Here is a 15,746-nt window from a genome sequence, read left to right as displayed (position 1 = left end):
ATAATCGGCATTTTCTTTGTTTAATATAACTTAGTTAAAAATAAGGTTTATAATTTTATGACCTTGTTTTAAATATAAAGGGGGTTTTGGTATGAATTCATTAGCTTTATTATTAATTTGCATAGCTATATTCATTGTAGCCTATGTGACTTATGGAGCCTTTCTTGCTAAAAAATTTGGGATTGATCCCAAAAGAAAAACTCCAGCACATACACTAAGGGATGATGTAGACTATTGTCCAACAAATTCAAAGGTATTACTTGGACACCATTTTTCATCTATAGCTGGAGCAGGTCCAATCACAGGACCTATCCAAGCGGCTATATTTGGATGGTTACCTGTATTATTGTGGATAATCATAGGAAGTATCTTTATAGGCGGAGTTCATGATTTTGGATCATTAGTTGCATCTGTAAGGCATGATGGGAAAACAATAGGTGAAGTTATTAAAGTAAACATTGGAGAGAAAGGAAAAAAATTATTTAATATATTTGGATGGGTCACAATTGTATTGGTAGTAGCAGCTTTTACAGATATTTGTGCATCTACCTTTGCTTATGATCCTGCTATTCCAGAAAATTTGATGGGAGCTCAAGCTGGAACAGCATCTATGCTATTTATTGTATTAGCAGTGATTTTTGGATTTAGTGTGTTCAAAAAAGGTGCTAAGTTATCAGTAGCTTCAGTAATAGGGATAGTGCTATTATTATTTTGTATTTATATAGGATATATATTTCCAATTATTAAGTTGTCAAAGCTTGGATGGCAAATATTATTACTAATATATATTTTCTTAGCATCTACATTACCTGTTTGGTTATTATTACAACCAAGAGATTATTTATGCTCATTCCTACTATACGGAATCATTATAGGTGCTCTGCTTGGAATAGTAATAAAAAGACCTGCTATGGAATTAGCTGCTTTTAATGGTTTTAATATGGGTGGAAAAACTCTATTCCCATTCTTGTTTGTAACTGTTGCTTGTGGTGCTATTTCAGGTTTCCATTCTCTTGTGAGCTCAAGCACCACATCTAAACAGATTGATAGAGAAGAGCCGGATGCTAAACTTATAGGATATGGTTCTATGTTAATTGAAGGTATAGTAGCTGTTATAGCTCTCATAGCTGTAGGCTATGTAACCAAAGCAGAAGGTACACCTGCTGTTATATTTGCAAATGGTGTTGCTAATTTTATGAGTGGATTCGGAATACCTCAACAAGTAGGTATAGTGTTTGTTACTTTGTGCTTTTCAGCTTTTGCGCTTACAAGCTTAGATACAGCTACTAGGATTGGAAGATATATTTTACAAGAGTTATGTGAGGGAAAAGGTGGTAAAAAGAATATTATAAGCAAAAACATGTATGTATCAACTGGAATAACTGTTTTAGCTTCCTTTGGTTTAATCCTTTATGGATATAATAAGATATGGCCAATATTCGGATCCGCTAATCAACTTTTAGCAGCTCTTGCACTTTTAGCAATAACAGCATGGCTTACTAAGAGTGGAAAGAAAGCTTTAGTTACAATTATACCCATGGTATTAATGTTTATTGTAACATTATCTGCTTTAGGTCTATTAATTAAAGATTATATTTTCTCATCAACTCCCAATTATATATTAGGTATAATTGCACTAATACTATTTATTCTTGCTATAGTCTTAATAATAGAAGCGTATAACACATTAATACGAAATAATAATTCAAAGAAAAATGTTAATAAGACTATATTAAAGTAGTTAGCATATTTTATAGAAAATAAAAAGTAATATCTACAGTAAAAGAGCCTATTTATGAATTAATTAATAGACTCTTTTATTATGGTATAATAGAATATTTATTATGTAACGATATACATATATAATAAAATTTTGTTGTGAAATTACGTAAGAGTTGCATAAGAGTATTTCATCTGGAGAATATTTATGTTATAAATAAATATGAATAATGAATTTAATAGGATATATATAACGACAAATTACTAACACAATTCATTAATGGAATGAATAAGTTTACAATGGATTTATCCGATGACTACCAGTTCTAGTACTCCCTCTTTTTAAAAGTGAGAGTTAAGAGTTGGTATGTCCCTGGATAACGATTTCTAAGCTTCGGAGAAGCTAAGAAATCAGTTTATTTAAGGTATAAAAGTTTTTCAAATATAAGGAGGTGAACTTTAGTAAGTACAGTACTTATTGGTACAAACTTCTAAAGTTATTTATGTTTAAGGAACATATAGATGAAAATAAAGAGCAGATTATAAAAGATTTGATAGAATTAGTAAAAATAAGAAGTGTAGCTTCTCATAAAAAGCCTAATATGCCTTTCGGGGAAGAAGTTCACAAGAGTCTTAGGTTTGTGTTAGACAAAGCTAAAGATATGGGATTTAAAAGTCAAAGCTTTTGCGGATACTGTGGTCAAGTAGATGCTGGATGTGGTGATTATACAATTGGTGTTTTATGTCATGTAGATGTGAACGAAGAAGGAGCAGGGTGGACAAAACCCCCATTTTCAGGAGAAATTTATGATGGTAAGATATATGGACGAGGTATTGTAAAGGCAAAGGCACCTTTAATAGCTTGTCTATACGCTATGAAATTCTTAAAGGATGAAGATTTAATTCCAGAAGGAAAAAAAATTAGAATGATTGTGGGGGCGGATAAGGAGACTGGAATAAAAAGCATAAATTATTATAAGGAATATGAAGTAGCTCCAGATATAGGGTTTACCCCAGACGGTGTATTTCCTGTTATATATGGAGAAAAGGGTATAATGAATTTTGATCTTCATATGGAATTTTCAGGTGGCTTTGATGCGCCTATCAATATAGTACAAATAGTTGGAGGACAAAGTATAGATACTGTACCGTCTAAAATTAGTATTATACTTAGTTGTGAAGATATATTTAAAGATAAAATTGAAACGGAGCTAAAAAGGTTTTCAAAACTTCAAAACATAAAATATAAAACTATAAGTCAAAATAAACTTATGAATATAGAATTTATAGGTAAGGAAGCTGATAGTAACAACCCGGATAAAGGAGTAAATGCCATATCCTATGGACTTAAGTTTCTTGAGAATTTTGAGGAATTTATTGATAAAAGAGAATTTGTTCATGAATATAATAGATTAATTTCTACTTCATACAATGGAGAAAAAATAAATTGTAAATTACAAGATGAAGATTCTGGTAACTTTACTTTTAATGTGAGCACCATAAATTTAACTAGTGATAGAGTTGATATAAAGGTTAATATCAACTATCCTATATCATATGTATATAGTGATGTATTAGAATTAGTTAAAGATGGTTTTAAGTATTCTTCTCTTGAAATAAAAAATCTAAGTCACCTAAGGTCAGTTTCCTTTTCTAAGGATAGCTTTGTAGTAAAAAAACTTATGAAGGCTTATAGAGAAGTTACTGGTGATGAAGAATCACAGCCTTACGTAAGTTCAAAAGGAACCTATGCAAGAGTCTTGAGTAACCTGGTATCCTTTGGACCTATACTTCCTAAAAATAAGGGGTTAGATTATGGAGTTGATGAATTTATTACTTTGGATGAATTTATGGATTTAGTAGAAATATATGCTATGGCTATATATGAACTATTGAAATAAAATTTAAAATTGTTGAAAGGGGTGGAGGATATTAAGAAAAAAAACATACTATTGCTTATAACTATTTTCTGGATTAGCTTTATATTTTATATGTCATCTCAACCGGCGGTGGAATCTTCAAGTTCTAGCTCTAAAATAGTAAATGTTATATTAAGTACTTTAAAATTAGATGAATCTAAGGGGGAAGTATTGACTGTGATAGTTAGGAAGGGAGCTCATTTTACAGAATATTTCATTTTGGGTGGTTTAGTTACAATCACCTGTGGAGTTTTCAATAAAAAGAAAAATAACTCTTTTATTCTATTATCTTGTATATTAGTGGCTTTAAGCGATGAGTTTTTGCAGAGTTTTATTATAGGTAGGAGCTCTGAAGTAAGAGATGTACTAATTGATTTTAGTGGTGTAGTTACATTCTTTATAGTAAATTATATGGCTACCCATATAAAAATAGTGAAAAGAGGACAATTTTATGAATAAGTTTAAATTATACCATATGTTTGTGTACATAGGATGGTTTGCTATTATATATTATTGTATTTTAAAGATATTTAACTTCCATATAGCCTTTGCAGGGTTCTGGCTAATAGTAGCTATATTGAGTTATATAACTCATTGGATTTTAAAAAATAACCTTACAGAAAATTCCTCAGGAAAAGTATTAACTGTAATTGTTTCTATAGGTCTTATATTTTTTTGTGTATTAGAAGGATTAATTATATATACTGGCACTATTGAGGATGACCGTATTACAGATTATGTTTTAGTATTAGGAGCTGGAATAAATAAGGAACAAATATCTAAATCTTTACGTTTTAGACTAGATAAAGCTATAGAATATAATAAAATCCATGATAATATACCTATTATAGTTAGTGGCGGCATGGGTAAAGATGAGGATATCACTGAAGCTCTTGCTATGAAGAGATATTTAGTAAGTAATGGAGTAGATGAGAATAATATCATAATGGAAGAAAAGTCTACTAATACCTATGAGAATTTTAAGTTTTCAAAAGTAATAATGGAGAATAAAAGTAAAGAAAAGGACAATATAAGTGTTACCTTAATAACCAATAGATTCCACATGTTTAGAGCTAAGTACATAGGAATTAATACGGGATTAAAGATATATTGTTATAGTGCTAAAAATGAAATAATTACATCATTGAATTTTTATGTGAGAGAAAGTTTTGCTTATGTAAAGGAGTTAATTTATCATTATATAAAATAAAGTTAAACAGTACTGTATGTTGATTTTATTATTGAAAAATATTAACGTAATTAATTTAATAATATGTATATTAGGATCTATAGGAGGCGATTTATATGTATATAGGAATAGATTTAGGGGGAACTAACGTAGGAATTGGTATTGTGGATAGTGATAATAAGTTAATATACAAAGATTCAATTCCTACTAAAAGGGAAAACGGATTCAATGACATTATTGAAGATATAATAGCATTGATTTCTAAGACTATAAATGTTAATAATATACCTAAATCTCATATACAGGGTATAGGAATAGGTATACCTGGAATAGTGGATCCTAAAAGCCAAATCATAATTGATTGTGTAAATCTCAGGTGGAATAATGTAGATATCAAGAGTGCTATTGAGGAGAAATTAAGTATTCCGGTTTTCGTAGGTAATGATGCTACTGTAGCTGGAGTAGCTGAATTGGTAGTTGGAGCTATGAAAGGCTATCATACGGGAGTTTTACTAACCTTAGGAACCGGTATTGGTGGAGGCATAATAATTAATGGACATGTATATGATGGGTTCCACGGAATAGGCTCTGAAATTGGGCATATGATAGTGGGAGAAAATTATTATGATTGCAATTGTGGGAGAAATGGATGTTTAGAAACCTTTTCCTCATCTACAGCTATAATAAAGCATGCAAGAAAACTGATTGAAGAAGGAAATGATTCAGCTATTATGACTGAAGTTAAAGGTAATTTAAATAGTATTGATGGAAAAGTTATATTTGACCAAGCTAAGGCAGGAGACAAGGTAGCTTGTAAAGTAATTGGTAGAATGACAAATTATTTAGCTATAGGAATTATGAATATTATTTCTATAGTAGATCCTGAAGTTTTTGTAATAGGAGGTGGTTTATCAGCTGCAGGAGAGTATTTTATTTCTATGTTAAGGGAAAAAGTATCTCAAATAACTTATTATAAAGGTATGGATGTAGGGAAAATTTTATTATCTGGCATTGGAAATGATGGTGGTATTATAGGAGCAGCTTCTCTGTGTAAATATAGATAAAAAATATATATATAATAAAAGCATTTATGGATATAAATAGTATTCCATAGGTGCTTTTAATTTCATTCACAATTTATCCATAAAATATTTCGAAAAAATCTAAAATTGAATTATATGTATAGCACATATAAAAAAAATATGAAATTTTCAAATAAAGGTTTATTTTTTTTGAAGTTTGTATTATTATATAAATAAAGACGAATAATAAATGTATTATATTATATAATGTTCGTATATATTAAAGGGGGATACGTTAAATGAATAAAATATTCACCATTTATGTTGAAAAAAAATCAGAATTTAATAAGGATGCACAAGAATTATTAAGAGAAGTTAAAAACTTATTATCAATAAAAAGCATAAATGATATAAGGTTAATAAATAAATATGATATTTGTGGTATTACAAATGAAGAGTTGGAAGCAATAAAATATACGGTATTAAGTGAAAAGAATACCGATAATATATATGAGGAAAATATAGATTTAGAAGGAAGTAATTACTTTGTAGTTGAATACCATGAAGGCCAGTATGATCAAAGGGCTGATTCAGCAGCTCAATGTATTCAACTAATTACACAAAAGGAAGCTCCACAAGTTAAGACAGCGAAAGTAATAGCTTTATATGGAGAGGTTACCAAAGAAGAAATTAAAAAAATAAAGAGTTATTATATAAATTCTGTAGATTCTAAGGAAAGTTCACTAAAGAAAAAAGAAATTATAATGGAAGATCAACAATTGCCATCAGAGGTAGAGATAATAGATGGATTTATAAATATGAATGAAAGTGAATTGCAGAATTTTTTAAAGGAAAAAGGGTTATCTTTAAGTATTGGAGATATAGTTCTTATAAGAAATTACTTTAAAAGAGAAGATAGAAATCCTACAATTACAGAAATAAAAGTATTAGATACTTATTGGTCAGATCACTGTAGACATACTACTTTTCAAAGAGTATTAACAGATGTAGATTTTGAGGAAGGAAAGTATATAGAGCCTGTTAAAAAAGGGTTCGAAGTATATAAGAACTACAGAAGAGAAGTATATAAAGATAGAGAAAAGCCAATAACTTTGATGGATATGGCAGTTATAGCTATGAAGAAGCTAAGAAAAGATGGAAAACTTGAAAAATTAGATCAATCTGAAGAGATAAATGCATGTAGTATAGTTATCGATGTGGATGTTAATGGTAAGCTAGAAAAGTATCTTCTAATGTTTAAAAACGAAACGCATAATCATCCAACAGAAATTGAACCTTTTGGAGGCGCCTCAACTTGTCTTGGAGGAGCTATAAGAGATCCACTATCAGGTAGAAGTTATGTATTTGGAGCTATGAGAATTACTGGTTCTGGAGACCCAAGAAAAGCCATAAAGGAAACTTTAGTAGGGAAGCTTCCGCAAAGAAAGATTACGAAGGAAGCAGCAAAAGGATATAGTAGCTATGGAAATCAAATTGGACTTGCTACAGGATATGTAAGAGAAATTTATGATGAAGGGTATGTAGCTAAGAGAATGGAAGTGGGAGCAGTGCTTGGAGCAGCTCCTGCAAAAAATGTTATTAGAGAAGTACCAACTCCAGGAGATGTAGTAATATTACTTGGAGGAAGAACAGGAAGAGATGGAATTGGTGGAGCCTCAGGATCATCTAAGGAGCACAATGAAAAATCCATTGACAACTGTAGTTCAGAAGTTCAAAAGGGGAATGCACCTACAGAGAGAAAAATCCAGAGATTATTTAGAAAAAATGAAGTTACAACATTGATAAAGAGATGTAATGATTTTGGCGCTGGTGGAGTTTCTGTAGCAATTGGAGAACTTGCTGATGGAATTAAAATTAACTTAGATAAAGTTAAGAAAAAATATGAAGGTTTAGATGGAACTGAATTAGCTATATCAGAGTCACAAGAAAGAATGGCTGTAGTGGTTTCACAAAAAGATGTAAAGAAATTTATAACTCTTTGTGAGGAAGAAAATTTAGAAGCTACAGTAGTGGCAATGGTAACTGAAGAAAAATCCATGATTATTACATGGCAAGGAACAGAAATAGTTAATCTAAAGAGAGATTTCTTAGATACAAACGGTGTTAGTACTTATGGTAAGGTTCAGGTTACTGCACCCAAAGAAGAAGATAACTACTTTAACAAGAAAAATATTAAGTTATCACTAAAGGAAGCCTTTGAAGAATTGTCTAAGGACTTAAATGTGATGTCACAAAGGGGTCTTATGAATATATTTGACTCCACCATAGGAGGAAATACAGTATTAATGCCATATGGAGGAGAAACTCAAAGAACTCAAGTGGATGGGATGGTATTTAAGATACCAGTGGAAAATGGAGAGACTACTACTACAGCTTTAATGGCGCATGGTTATAATCCTAAAATTTCGAAATGGAGTCCCTTCCATGGAGCATTATATGCAGTGGTAGAGAGTATTACTAAACTAGTAGCTTTAGGTGGAGATATAAATGGAACTTACCTTTCTTTCCAAGAGTATTTTGAAAAGTTAGGAGATGACCCTAAAAAGTGGGGAAAACCATTTGCAGCATTACTTGGTGGACTATATGCACAGCACAATTTAGAAATAGCAGCAATAGGTGGCAAGGATAGTATGTCTGGAACATTTAAAGACATAAAGGTTCCACCTACATTAATAAGTTTTGCTGTGACTACAGGAAACATAGACAATACAATAAGTAATGACTTTAAGAAAGTTGGAAGTAAAGTTATAGTTATAAATGCGCCTATAAAGGAAGATTTTACTCCAGATTTTAAAGTGTTAAATAATAACTATAGATTGGTAAGTGAACTAATAAAGTCAAGAAAAATTTTAGCAAGTGGAAGTATAAATTATGGTGGTGCTTTAGAAGCTATTTCTAAAATGTGCTTTGGAAATAATATAGGTATTGAGTTAAATGAGAAAGTATCTATGGAGCAGCTTCAAGGATTTGGGTATGGATCTATCATACTAGAAGTTAACCAGAATTTTAATATGGATAATGAAAACATAATTTATCTTGGAGATACAATAGAAGAACATGCAATAGTAAGAGTAAATGAAAAAATTAACTTAAATAAGTTAGCTAGTTCATATGAAGATGGCCTTGAAGAAATTTTCAATAAAAACTACGGAAAAGATAGAATAAATCATCTTGAAATGAAGGACGAAATTTTATTTGATAGAAGCAAAAGAGATGAAAATTTAAAAGTATCACCAATGATTAAGATTGCAAAACCTAAGGTACTTATTCCGATTTTTCCTGGAACAAACTGTGAATATGATTGTGAGAGGGCTTTCTTAAAAGCAGGAGCATTGGTTGAAACTGTTATATTTAATAATTTATCTCCTGAACATATAGGGCAATCTATATTGAATATGGAGAAAAGTATAAAAGAATCTCAAATAATTATGTTACCTGGAGGATTTTCAGCGGGAGATGAGCCAGATGGTTCAGGTAAGTTTATAAATGCCATATTTAGAAATGAAAGAGTTAATAATGCTGTTATGGAGTTATTAAACAATAGAGATGGCTTGATGCTAGGAATTTGCAATGGATTCCAAGCTCTTATAAAACTAGGACTTGTACCTTATGGAGAAATAAGAGATATTGCTGAAGATAGCCCAACTTTAACCCATAATTTAATTGGAAGTCACCAAAGTACAATGGTAAATACTAAAATAGTGAGTAATAAATCACCATGGCTTAGTGAGTGTAATGAAGGTGAAATTTATAAAGTTCCAATTTCTCATGGTGAAGGAAGATTTGTTGCTAATGAAAATGTGGTAAGAGAATTATTTAAAAATGGTCAGGTTGCAACTCAGTATGTAGATAATAGCTGTAATCCAACCTATGATATAAACTTTAATCCAAATGGATCTATATATGCAATTGAAGGAATCACAAGTATAGATGGAAGAGTATTTGGAAAGATGGCTCATAGCGAGAGAGTAGGAAATGGTGTTATTAAAAATGTATTAGGTGAACATGATATGAAAATCTTCCAGAGTGGAGTTAAGTATTTTAAATAAGATTTGTAGATGTGGAGGAGAATTAAATGAAGGTAGCAATTATATTTGGAAGTAAATCAGACACAGAGGTAATGAGAGGTGCAGCGAAATGCTTAAGAGAATTTAATATCCCTTTCCAAGCTCATGTGTTGTCAGCTCATAGGGTGCCAGAAAAATTAACAGAAGTTTTAAAAAAGCTAGAGGAAGAAGGCTGTGAAGCAATTATAGCTGGAGCAGGGCTAGCAGCTCATCTTCCAGGAGTTATAGCTTCAAAAACTATTATACCAGTAATAGGGGTTCCAATAAATGCAGCTATAAATGGCGTGGACTCTCTTTATTCAATAGTACAGATGCCAAAATCAATTCCAGTGGCTACTGTAGGAATAAATAATAGTTATAACGGTGGAATGATGGCAGTACAAATGCTTTCAGTAAAGTACCCAGAAATTAAAGATAAATTAAAGGAATATAGAAAAAATATGAAAGAAAATTTTATAAAGGAAAATGAAGCGGGGGTAGAATTATAATGGATATGAAAAATTTTATTTATGAAGGAAAAGCAAAGAGAATATTTAAAACTGAAAAGGAAGATGAAGTACTTGTTTACTACAAGGATGATGCAACAGCTTTTAATGGTGAGAAGAAGGCATCAATAGCTTCAAAGGGAATACTAAATAATACTATCAGTTCCATAATCTTTGAAATGTTAAAAGAAAAAGGAATAAAGACTCACTTTGTTGAAAAAATTAGTGATAGAGAACAAATATGTAAGAAGGTAGATATAATTCCACTAGAAGTTATAGTTAGAAATATAGCTGCTGGAAGTATGGCTAAGAGATATGGGGTTGAAGAGGGTACAGAGCTTAAGAATACAGTACTTGAAATTAGTTATAAAAATGATGATTTAGGAGACCCTTTAATGAATGACTATCATGCTATGGCATTAGGAATAGTTACAAAAGAGGAACTAGATTATATATATGACCAAGCTTCTAAAGTAAATAAAATACTTACTGAATTTTTCTTGAATCAAGATATAAAATTAGTAGATTTTAAATTGGAATTTGGAAAACTTAATGGACAAATATTACTAGCAGACGAAGTTTCTCCAGATACATGTAGATTATGGGATCTTAAAACAGGAGAAAAGCTTGATAAAGATAGATTTAGAAGAGAACTAGGAGATTTAGTAGAAGGATATACAAAGGTGCTTGAAAGAATTAAGTAATTAATCATTGGCAAGAGTATTATTTAGGAGGAAACAGTAATGGATTTTAAGTTTAAGGCTTCTAGTTACGATGGATATGAGTGTTATGATGAAGATAAATTTCATGATGAGTGTGGGGTATATGGTATATATAGTAAAAAGGATAATTTAGATGTGGCAAAAAGGACATATTATGGTCTTTATGCCCTTCAACATAGAGGCCAAGAAAGTGCAGGAATAGCAACTTTTGATGGAAGCGATATGAATTGCCATAAGGATATGGGTCTTGTATCTGAAATATTTAGTAAGAAAACCCTAAAGGAATTAAAGGGATATGGTGCAATTGGGCATGTAAGATATTCTACAGCAGGTGGAAGTTCATTAAAAAATGCTCAACCACTTATGGGAAAATTTAAGCTAGGAAACATTGCTATAGCTCACAATGGAAATTTAACTAATGCTGATATCATTAAAGAACTTTTAGAAGAATCAGGGTGTATGTTTCAAACATCTACTGATACTGAGGTAATTATAAACCTTATTTCTAGAGGTGCTAAGAAAGGTATACTTCAAAGTGTAATTGATTCTATGCAAGCAATAAAAGGTTCCTTTGCTATTATAATATTAACTGAAAATGAGTTAATAGGAGTAAGAGATCCTTATGGAATTAGACCGCTATGCCTTGGTAAAATAAATGAAAGTTATGTATTAGCATCAGAAAGTTGTGCACTTAATGCCACAGGTGCTGAATTTATAAGAGATGTTGAGCCTGGTGAAGTAGTTGTAATTAATGAAGAAGGTGTAAAATCCATAAAGTTTGGTGAAAAATCTAAGCTTGCCACCTGTTCTTTTGAATATATATATTTTGCAAGACCGGATAGTGTTATAGATGGAATTAGTGTTAATAATTCTAGATATAAAGCAGGAATTAAGCTTTATGAAGTGGCACCTGTGGAAGCTGATATAGTAGTTGGGGTACCAGATTCAGGAATGTCAGCTGCAATGGGATATGCTAAGGCATCAGGTATACCTATAGATATGGCACTTATTAAGAATAAGTACATTGGAAGAACTTTTATAGCCCCAACGCAAGAAGAGAGAGAAGCTTCTGTAAATGTAAAGCTTAATGTGATAAAAGAAAATGTTTTTGGTAAAAGAGTGGTTTTAATAGATGATTCTATAGTACGTGGAACCACAAGTAAGAGATTGGTAACTATGCTTAAGGAAGCTGGGGCTTCAGAAGTTCATTTTAGAGTTTGCTCTCCTATGGTTAAATATCCTTGTTATTATGGTATAGATATACCTTACAGAAGTCAGCTTATAGGTGAGAAAATGAATGAAAAAGAAATAGGGGAAGTTATTGGAGCAGATAGTCTAGTCTATCTTTCAAAAGAAAACTTATTAGAATGTCTTGATAGTGACCATGGATTTTGTTGTGGATGTTTTGATGGAGAGTATCCAATATCAGCACCAGTTAAATTTTAGTAAGGAGTGATATAGAATGATAACATATAAAGATGCAGGGGTTAATATAGAAGAAGGTTATAAAGCGGTAAAACTTATGAAAGAATATACAGCAAGAACTTTAACTTCATCAGTTTTAAATGGGATTGGAAGTTTTGCTGGAATGGTAAAACTACCGGAAGGATATAAAAAACCTGTACTAGTTTCAGGTACTGATGGAGTAGGGACTAAGATTGAAATTGCAATCAAGCTTAAAAAATTTGATACAGTAGGGATAGACTGTGTAGCTATGTGTGTTAATGATATTCTATGTCATGGTGCTAAGCCTTTATTTTTCCTAGATTATATTGCTTGTGGAAAATTAGATTCTCTAATAGCTAGTGATATTGTAAAAGGTGTTAGTGAAGGATGTCTACAAAGTTATGCTTCACTTATTGGAGGAGAAACAGCAGAAATGCCAGGAATGTATAATTTAGGAGATTATGATCTTGCAGGATTTGCTGTTGGTATTGTAGATGAAGATGAAATTATAGATGGAAGTAAAATTAAAGAAGGGGATGCACTTATAGGCATAACTTCTTCTGGTGTACACAGTAATGGCTATTCCCTTGTAAGAAAAGTTGTTGAGAATTATGATGAAGTCCTTGAAGGAAGAACTATAGGAGAAATTCTATTAGAACCAACAAAGATATATGTTAAGCCCGTATTAGCACTTATGAAGAAATTTGATATCCATGGAATGTCACATATAACTGGCGGTGGATTTTATGAAAATGTACCAAGAATGTTTAAAGATAACTTTACAGCAGAGATAAAAAAGGATTCTTTCCCAAGACAACCTATATTCCAATATTTAATTAATAAAGGCGTAGACGAGTATCATATGTTTAATACATTTAACATGGGAATAGGTATGGTTCTTGCGGTAGATAGCTCTGTTAAAAATGATGTGATTAATGAACTTAAAGCTCTTGGAGAAGAAGCTTATGAAATAGGTAAAGTACAAACTGGAGGTGGAGGAGTTTGCTTAATATAGCAGTATTAGTTTCGGGTGGAGGAACTAATCTCCAGTCTATCATTGATAACATTAAAAATGGATATTTAAAAGATGTAAATATTAAGTATGTCATAAGTGATAGAGAAGGAACCTATGGAATAGAAAGAGCTAGAGCACACAATATTGATACTTTAGTCTTAGATAGAAAGATATATAAGAAAGAGCTAAGCAATAAAATTTATGAAGTATTAAATGATAAGGTGGATTTAATTGTTCTTGCGGGATATTTATCAATTATATCATCTCCTTTAGTAGATGGTTTTAAAGAGAAAATAATTAATATTCATCCTTCACTTATTCCAAGCTTTTGTGGAAAAGGAATGTATGGAATTAAAGTTCATGAAGCTGCAATAGATTATGGTGTAAAAGTTAGTGGATGTACAGTACATTTTGTAGATGAAAATACAGATACAGGAGCTATAATTATCCAGAATGTAGTAAATGTAAAATCAGATGACACTCCAGAAAAGCTACAAAAAAGAATATTAGAAGAAGAATATAAAGCTTTGCCATTAGCTATAAAGCTTATGAGTGAGCATAAGCTTTTTATAGAGGATAGAAAAGTTATTATAAAGGAGTAATGGAATTATGAAAAGAGCTTTAATAAGTGTTTATGATAAGAATGGAATTGTAGAGTTTACAAAATTCTTAGTAGAGCATGGGATAGAAGTTATATCTACTGGTGGTACCTATAGTCTTTTAAAGAAAAATAACATAGAAGTTAAAGAAGTAGCAGAAGTTACAAAGGCAGCAGAAATGTTAGATGGAAGAGTAAAAACACTACACCCTGTAGTTCATGGAGGTATCCTTGCTATTAGAGATAATGAGGAGCACATGAAAACTTTAAAAGAAAGAGAAATAGATACTATAGATTTAGTTTGTGTTAATCTATATCCTTTCTTTGAAAAAGCTAATGAGGGATTAACCTTTGAAGAAACAGTAGAATTTATAGATATAGGTGGTCCAACAATGCTTAGAAGTGCTGCTAAAAACTTTAAAGATGTGGTAGTAATAAGTGATGTAGAAGATTATAAAATAGTTATGGAGGAAATGAAGGAAAGTGGAGAAGTTTCCTTTGAAACTCGTAAATATCTTGCTATGAAGGTATTTAACTTAACCACAGCCTATGATAGTGCAATATGTGAATACTTATTAAACCACATGGAGAATAAGGATAAGCATTCAAATAAGTATTTATCCTTATCTTATGAAAAAATGGAAGATTTAAGATATGGAGAAAATCCTCATCAAGAAGCTTCTGTATTTACTAACACAAATAAAACTGGAATGCTTAATAATATTGTAATATTAAATGGTAAGGCACTTTCTTACAATAATATAAAGGATATGGATATAGCTTGGAAAGTAGTAAATGAATTTGAAGAAATTACCTGTTGTGCTTTAAAACATAATACACCATGCGGAGTTGCGGTGGGTGATTCTGCTTTAGACGCTTATAGTAAAGCATATAGTTGTGATAATGTTTCAATTTTTGGAGGTATAGTAGCTATTAATACTAAAGTAACTAAAGAGGCAGCAGAAGAAATGAAAAAAACTTTCTTAGAAATTGTTATTGCGCCTGAGTTCGAAGAAGAAGCTTTAGAAGTACTTAAAACAAAGAAAAATCTAAGAGTTATAAAATGTATGAGTAAACCAAGTGATAAAAAAGAAGTTGTTTCTGTAGATGGAGGTATATTAGTACAAGATGTAGATAGAAAGCTTTACGAGGAATTAAAAGTAGTTACAGAAGCAAACCCTTCAAAGGAACATATGAGTGATATGATATTTGGAATGAAGGTTTGTAAATATGTAAAGTCCAATGCTATAGTAGTAGTTAAGGATGGTATGGCCAAGGGAATAGCTGGTGGACAAGTTAATAGAATTTGGGCTACAACTCAAGCTATAGATAGAGCTGGAGATGGAGTAATCCTTGCTTCTGATGGGTTCTTCCCATTTAGAGATTGTGTAGATGAAGCTAGTAAACATAATATAAAAGGAATAATTCAGCCAGGTGGATCTATGAGAGACAATGAGAGTATTGAGGCATGCAATGAGTATGGCATACCTATGATTTTATCAGGAATGAGACATTTTAAACATTAGTATCCTATAAGTTAAAC

The 15,746-nt window shown here is 31.2% G+C and carries 12 protein-coding genes; all 12 read left to right on the top strand.

Going from position 1 to position 15,746, the window contains the following annotated elements; translation table 11 throughout:
• Positions 1-91 precede the first annotated feature (91 nt).
• The 12 genes from B3086_RS08170 to purH all read left to right on the top strand — a co-directional run bounded on the left by B3086_RS08170 (position 92) and on the right by purH (position 15,729).
• Positions 92-1,741 (top strand): carbon starvation protein A, encoded by a 1,650-nt coding sequence (locus B3086_RS08170; RefSeq protein ID WP_346848058.1) that lies wholly within the window; start codon positions 92-94, stop codon positions 1,739-1,741.
• Between the two features lie 481 nt (positions 1,742-2,222).
• A complete protein-coding gene (locus B3086_RS08165; RefSeq protein ID WP_346878793.1) occupies positions 2,223-3,620 on the top strand; it encodes a Sapep family Mn(2+)-dependent dipeptidase in 1,398 nt (465 codons plus the stop codon).
• A gap of 21 nt (positions 3,621-3,641) precedes the next feature.
• Positions 3,642-4,097 (top strand): VanZ family protein, encoded by a 456-nt coding sequence (locus B3086_RS08160; RefSeq protein ID WP_346848218.1) that lies wholly within the window; start codon positions 3,642-3,644, stop codon positions 4,095-4,097.
• Positions 4,090-4,848, top strand: a complete 759-nt coding sequence (locus B3086_RS08155; protein ID WP_346848060.1) for a YdcF family protein — start codon at positions 4,090-4,092, stop codon at positions 4,846-4,848. The genes B3086_RS08160 and B3086_RS08155 overlap by 8 nt, the downstream gene beginning before the upstream one ends.
• A 95-nt stretch (positions 4,849-4,943) precedes the next feature.
• Positions 4,944-5,891, top strand: coding sequence for an ROK family protein (locus B3086_RS08150; RefSeq protein WP_346848061.1), 948 nt, complete (start codon positions 4,944-4,946; stop codon positions 5,889-5,891).
• A 257-nt stretch (positions 5,892-6,148) separates the two neighbouring features.
• Positions 6,149-9,919 (top strand): phosphoribosylformylglycinamidine synthase, encoded by a 3,771-nt coding sequence (locus B3086_RS08145; RefSeq protein WP_346848062.1) that lies wholly within the window; start codon positions 6,149-6,151, stop codon positions 9,917-9,919.
• A 26-nt stretch (positions 9,920-9,945) separates the two neighbouring features.
• A complete protein-coding gene (gene purE / locus B3086_RS08140; RefSeq protein ID WP_346848063.1) occupies positions 9,946-10,425 on the top strand; it encodes a 5-(carboxyamino)imidazole ribonucleotide mutase in 480 nt (159 codons plus the stop codon).
• Positions 10,425-11,126: a phosphoribosylaminoimidazolesuccinocarboxamide synthase gene (gene purC / locus B3086_RS08135; protein ID WP_035132920.1), complete on the top strand. Its 702-nt coding sequence runs from the start codon at positions 10,425-10,427 to the stop codon at positions 11,124-11,126. Before purE ends, purC begins: the two co-directional genes overlap by 1 nt.
• A gap of 39 nt (positions 11,127-11,165) precedes the next feature.
• Positions 11,166-12,590: an amidophosphoribosyltransferase gene (purF, locus tag B3086_RS08130; protein WP_346848064.1), complete on the top strand. Its 1,425-nt coding sequence runs from the start codon at positions 11,166-11,168 to the stop codon at positions 12,588-12,590.
• Positions 12,591-12,606: 16 nt separating this feature from the next.
• Positions 12,607-13,605, top strand: a complete 999-nt coding sequence (gene purM / locus B3086_RS08125; RefSeq protein WP_346848065.1) for a phosphoribosylformylglycinamidine cyclo-ligase — start codon at positions 12,607-12,609, stop codon at positions 13,603-13,605.
• The gene (purN, locus tag B3086_RS08120; RefSeq protein ID WP_346848066.1) at positions 13,593-14,207 is read left to right on the top strand and encodes a phosphoribosylglycinamide formyltransferase; all 615 of its coding nucleotides are present in this window, start codon (positions 13,593-13,595) and stop codon (positions 14,205-14,207) included. Before purM ends, purN begins: the two co-directional genes overlap by 13 nt.
• A gap of 4 nt (positions 14,208-14,211) precedes the next feature.
• The gene (purH, locus tag B3086_RS08115) at positions 14,212-15,729 is read left to right on the top strand and encodes a bifunctional phosphoribosylaminoimidazolecarboxamide formyltransferase/IMP cyclohydrolase (protein ID WP_346848219.1); all 1,518 of its coding nucleotides are present in this window, start codon (positions 14,212-14,214) and stop codon (positions 15,727-15,729) included.
• Positions 15,730-15,746 lie beyond the last annotated feature (17 nt).

Origin of the sequence: Clostridium sp. UBA871 (genome assembly GCF_002295255.1) — a bacterium.
Lineage (GTDB): Bacteria > Bacillota > Clostridia > Clostridiales > Clostridiaceae > Clostridium_J > Clostridium_J sulfidigenes.
The sequence above is the reverse complement of the archived record's forward strand: the minus strand, read 5'-3'. Positions and strand labels throughout refer to the sequence as shown.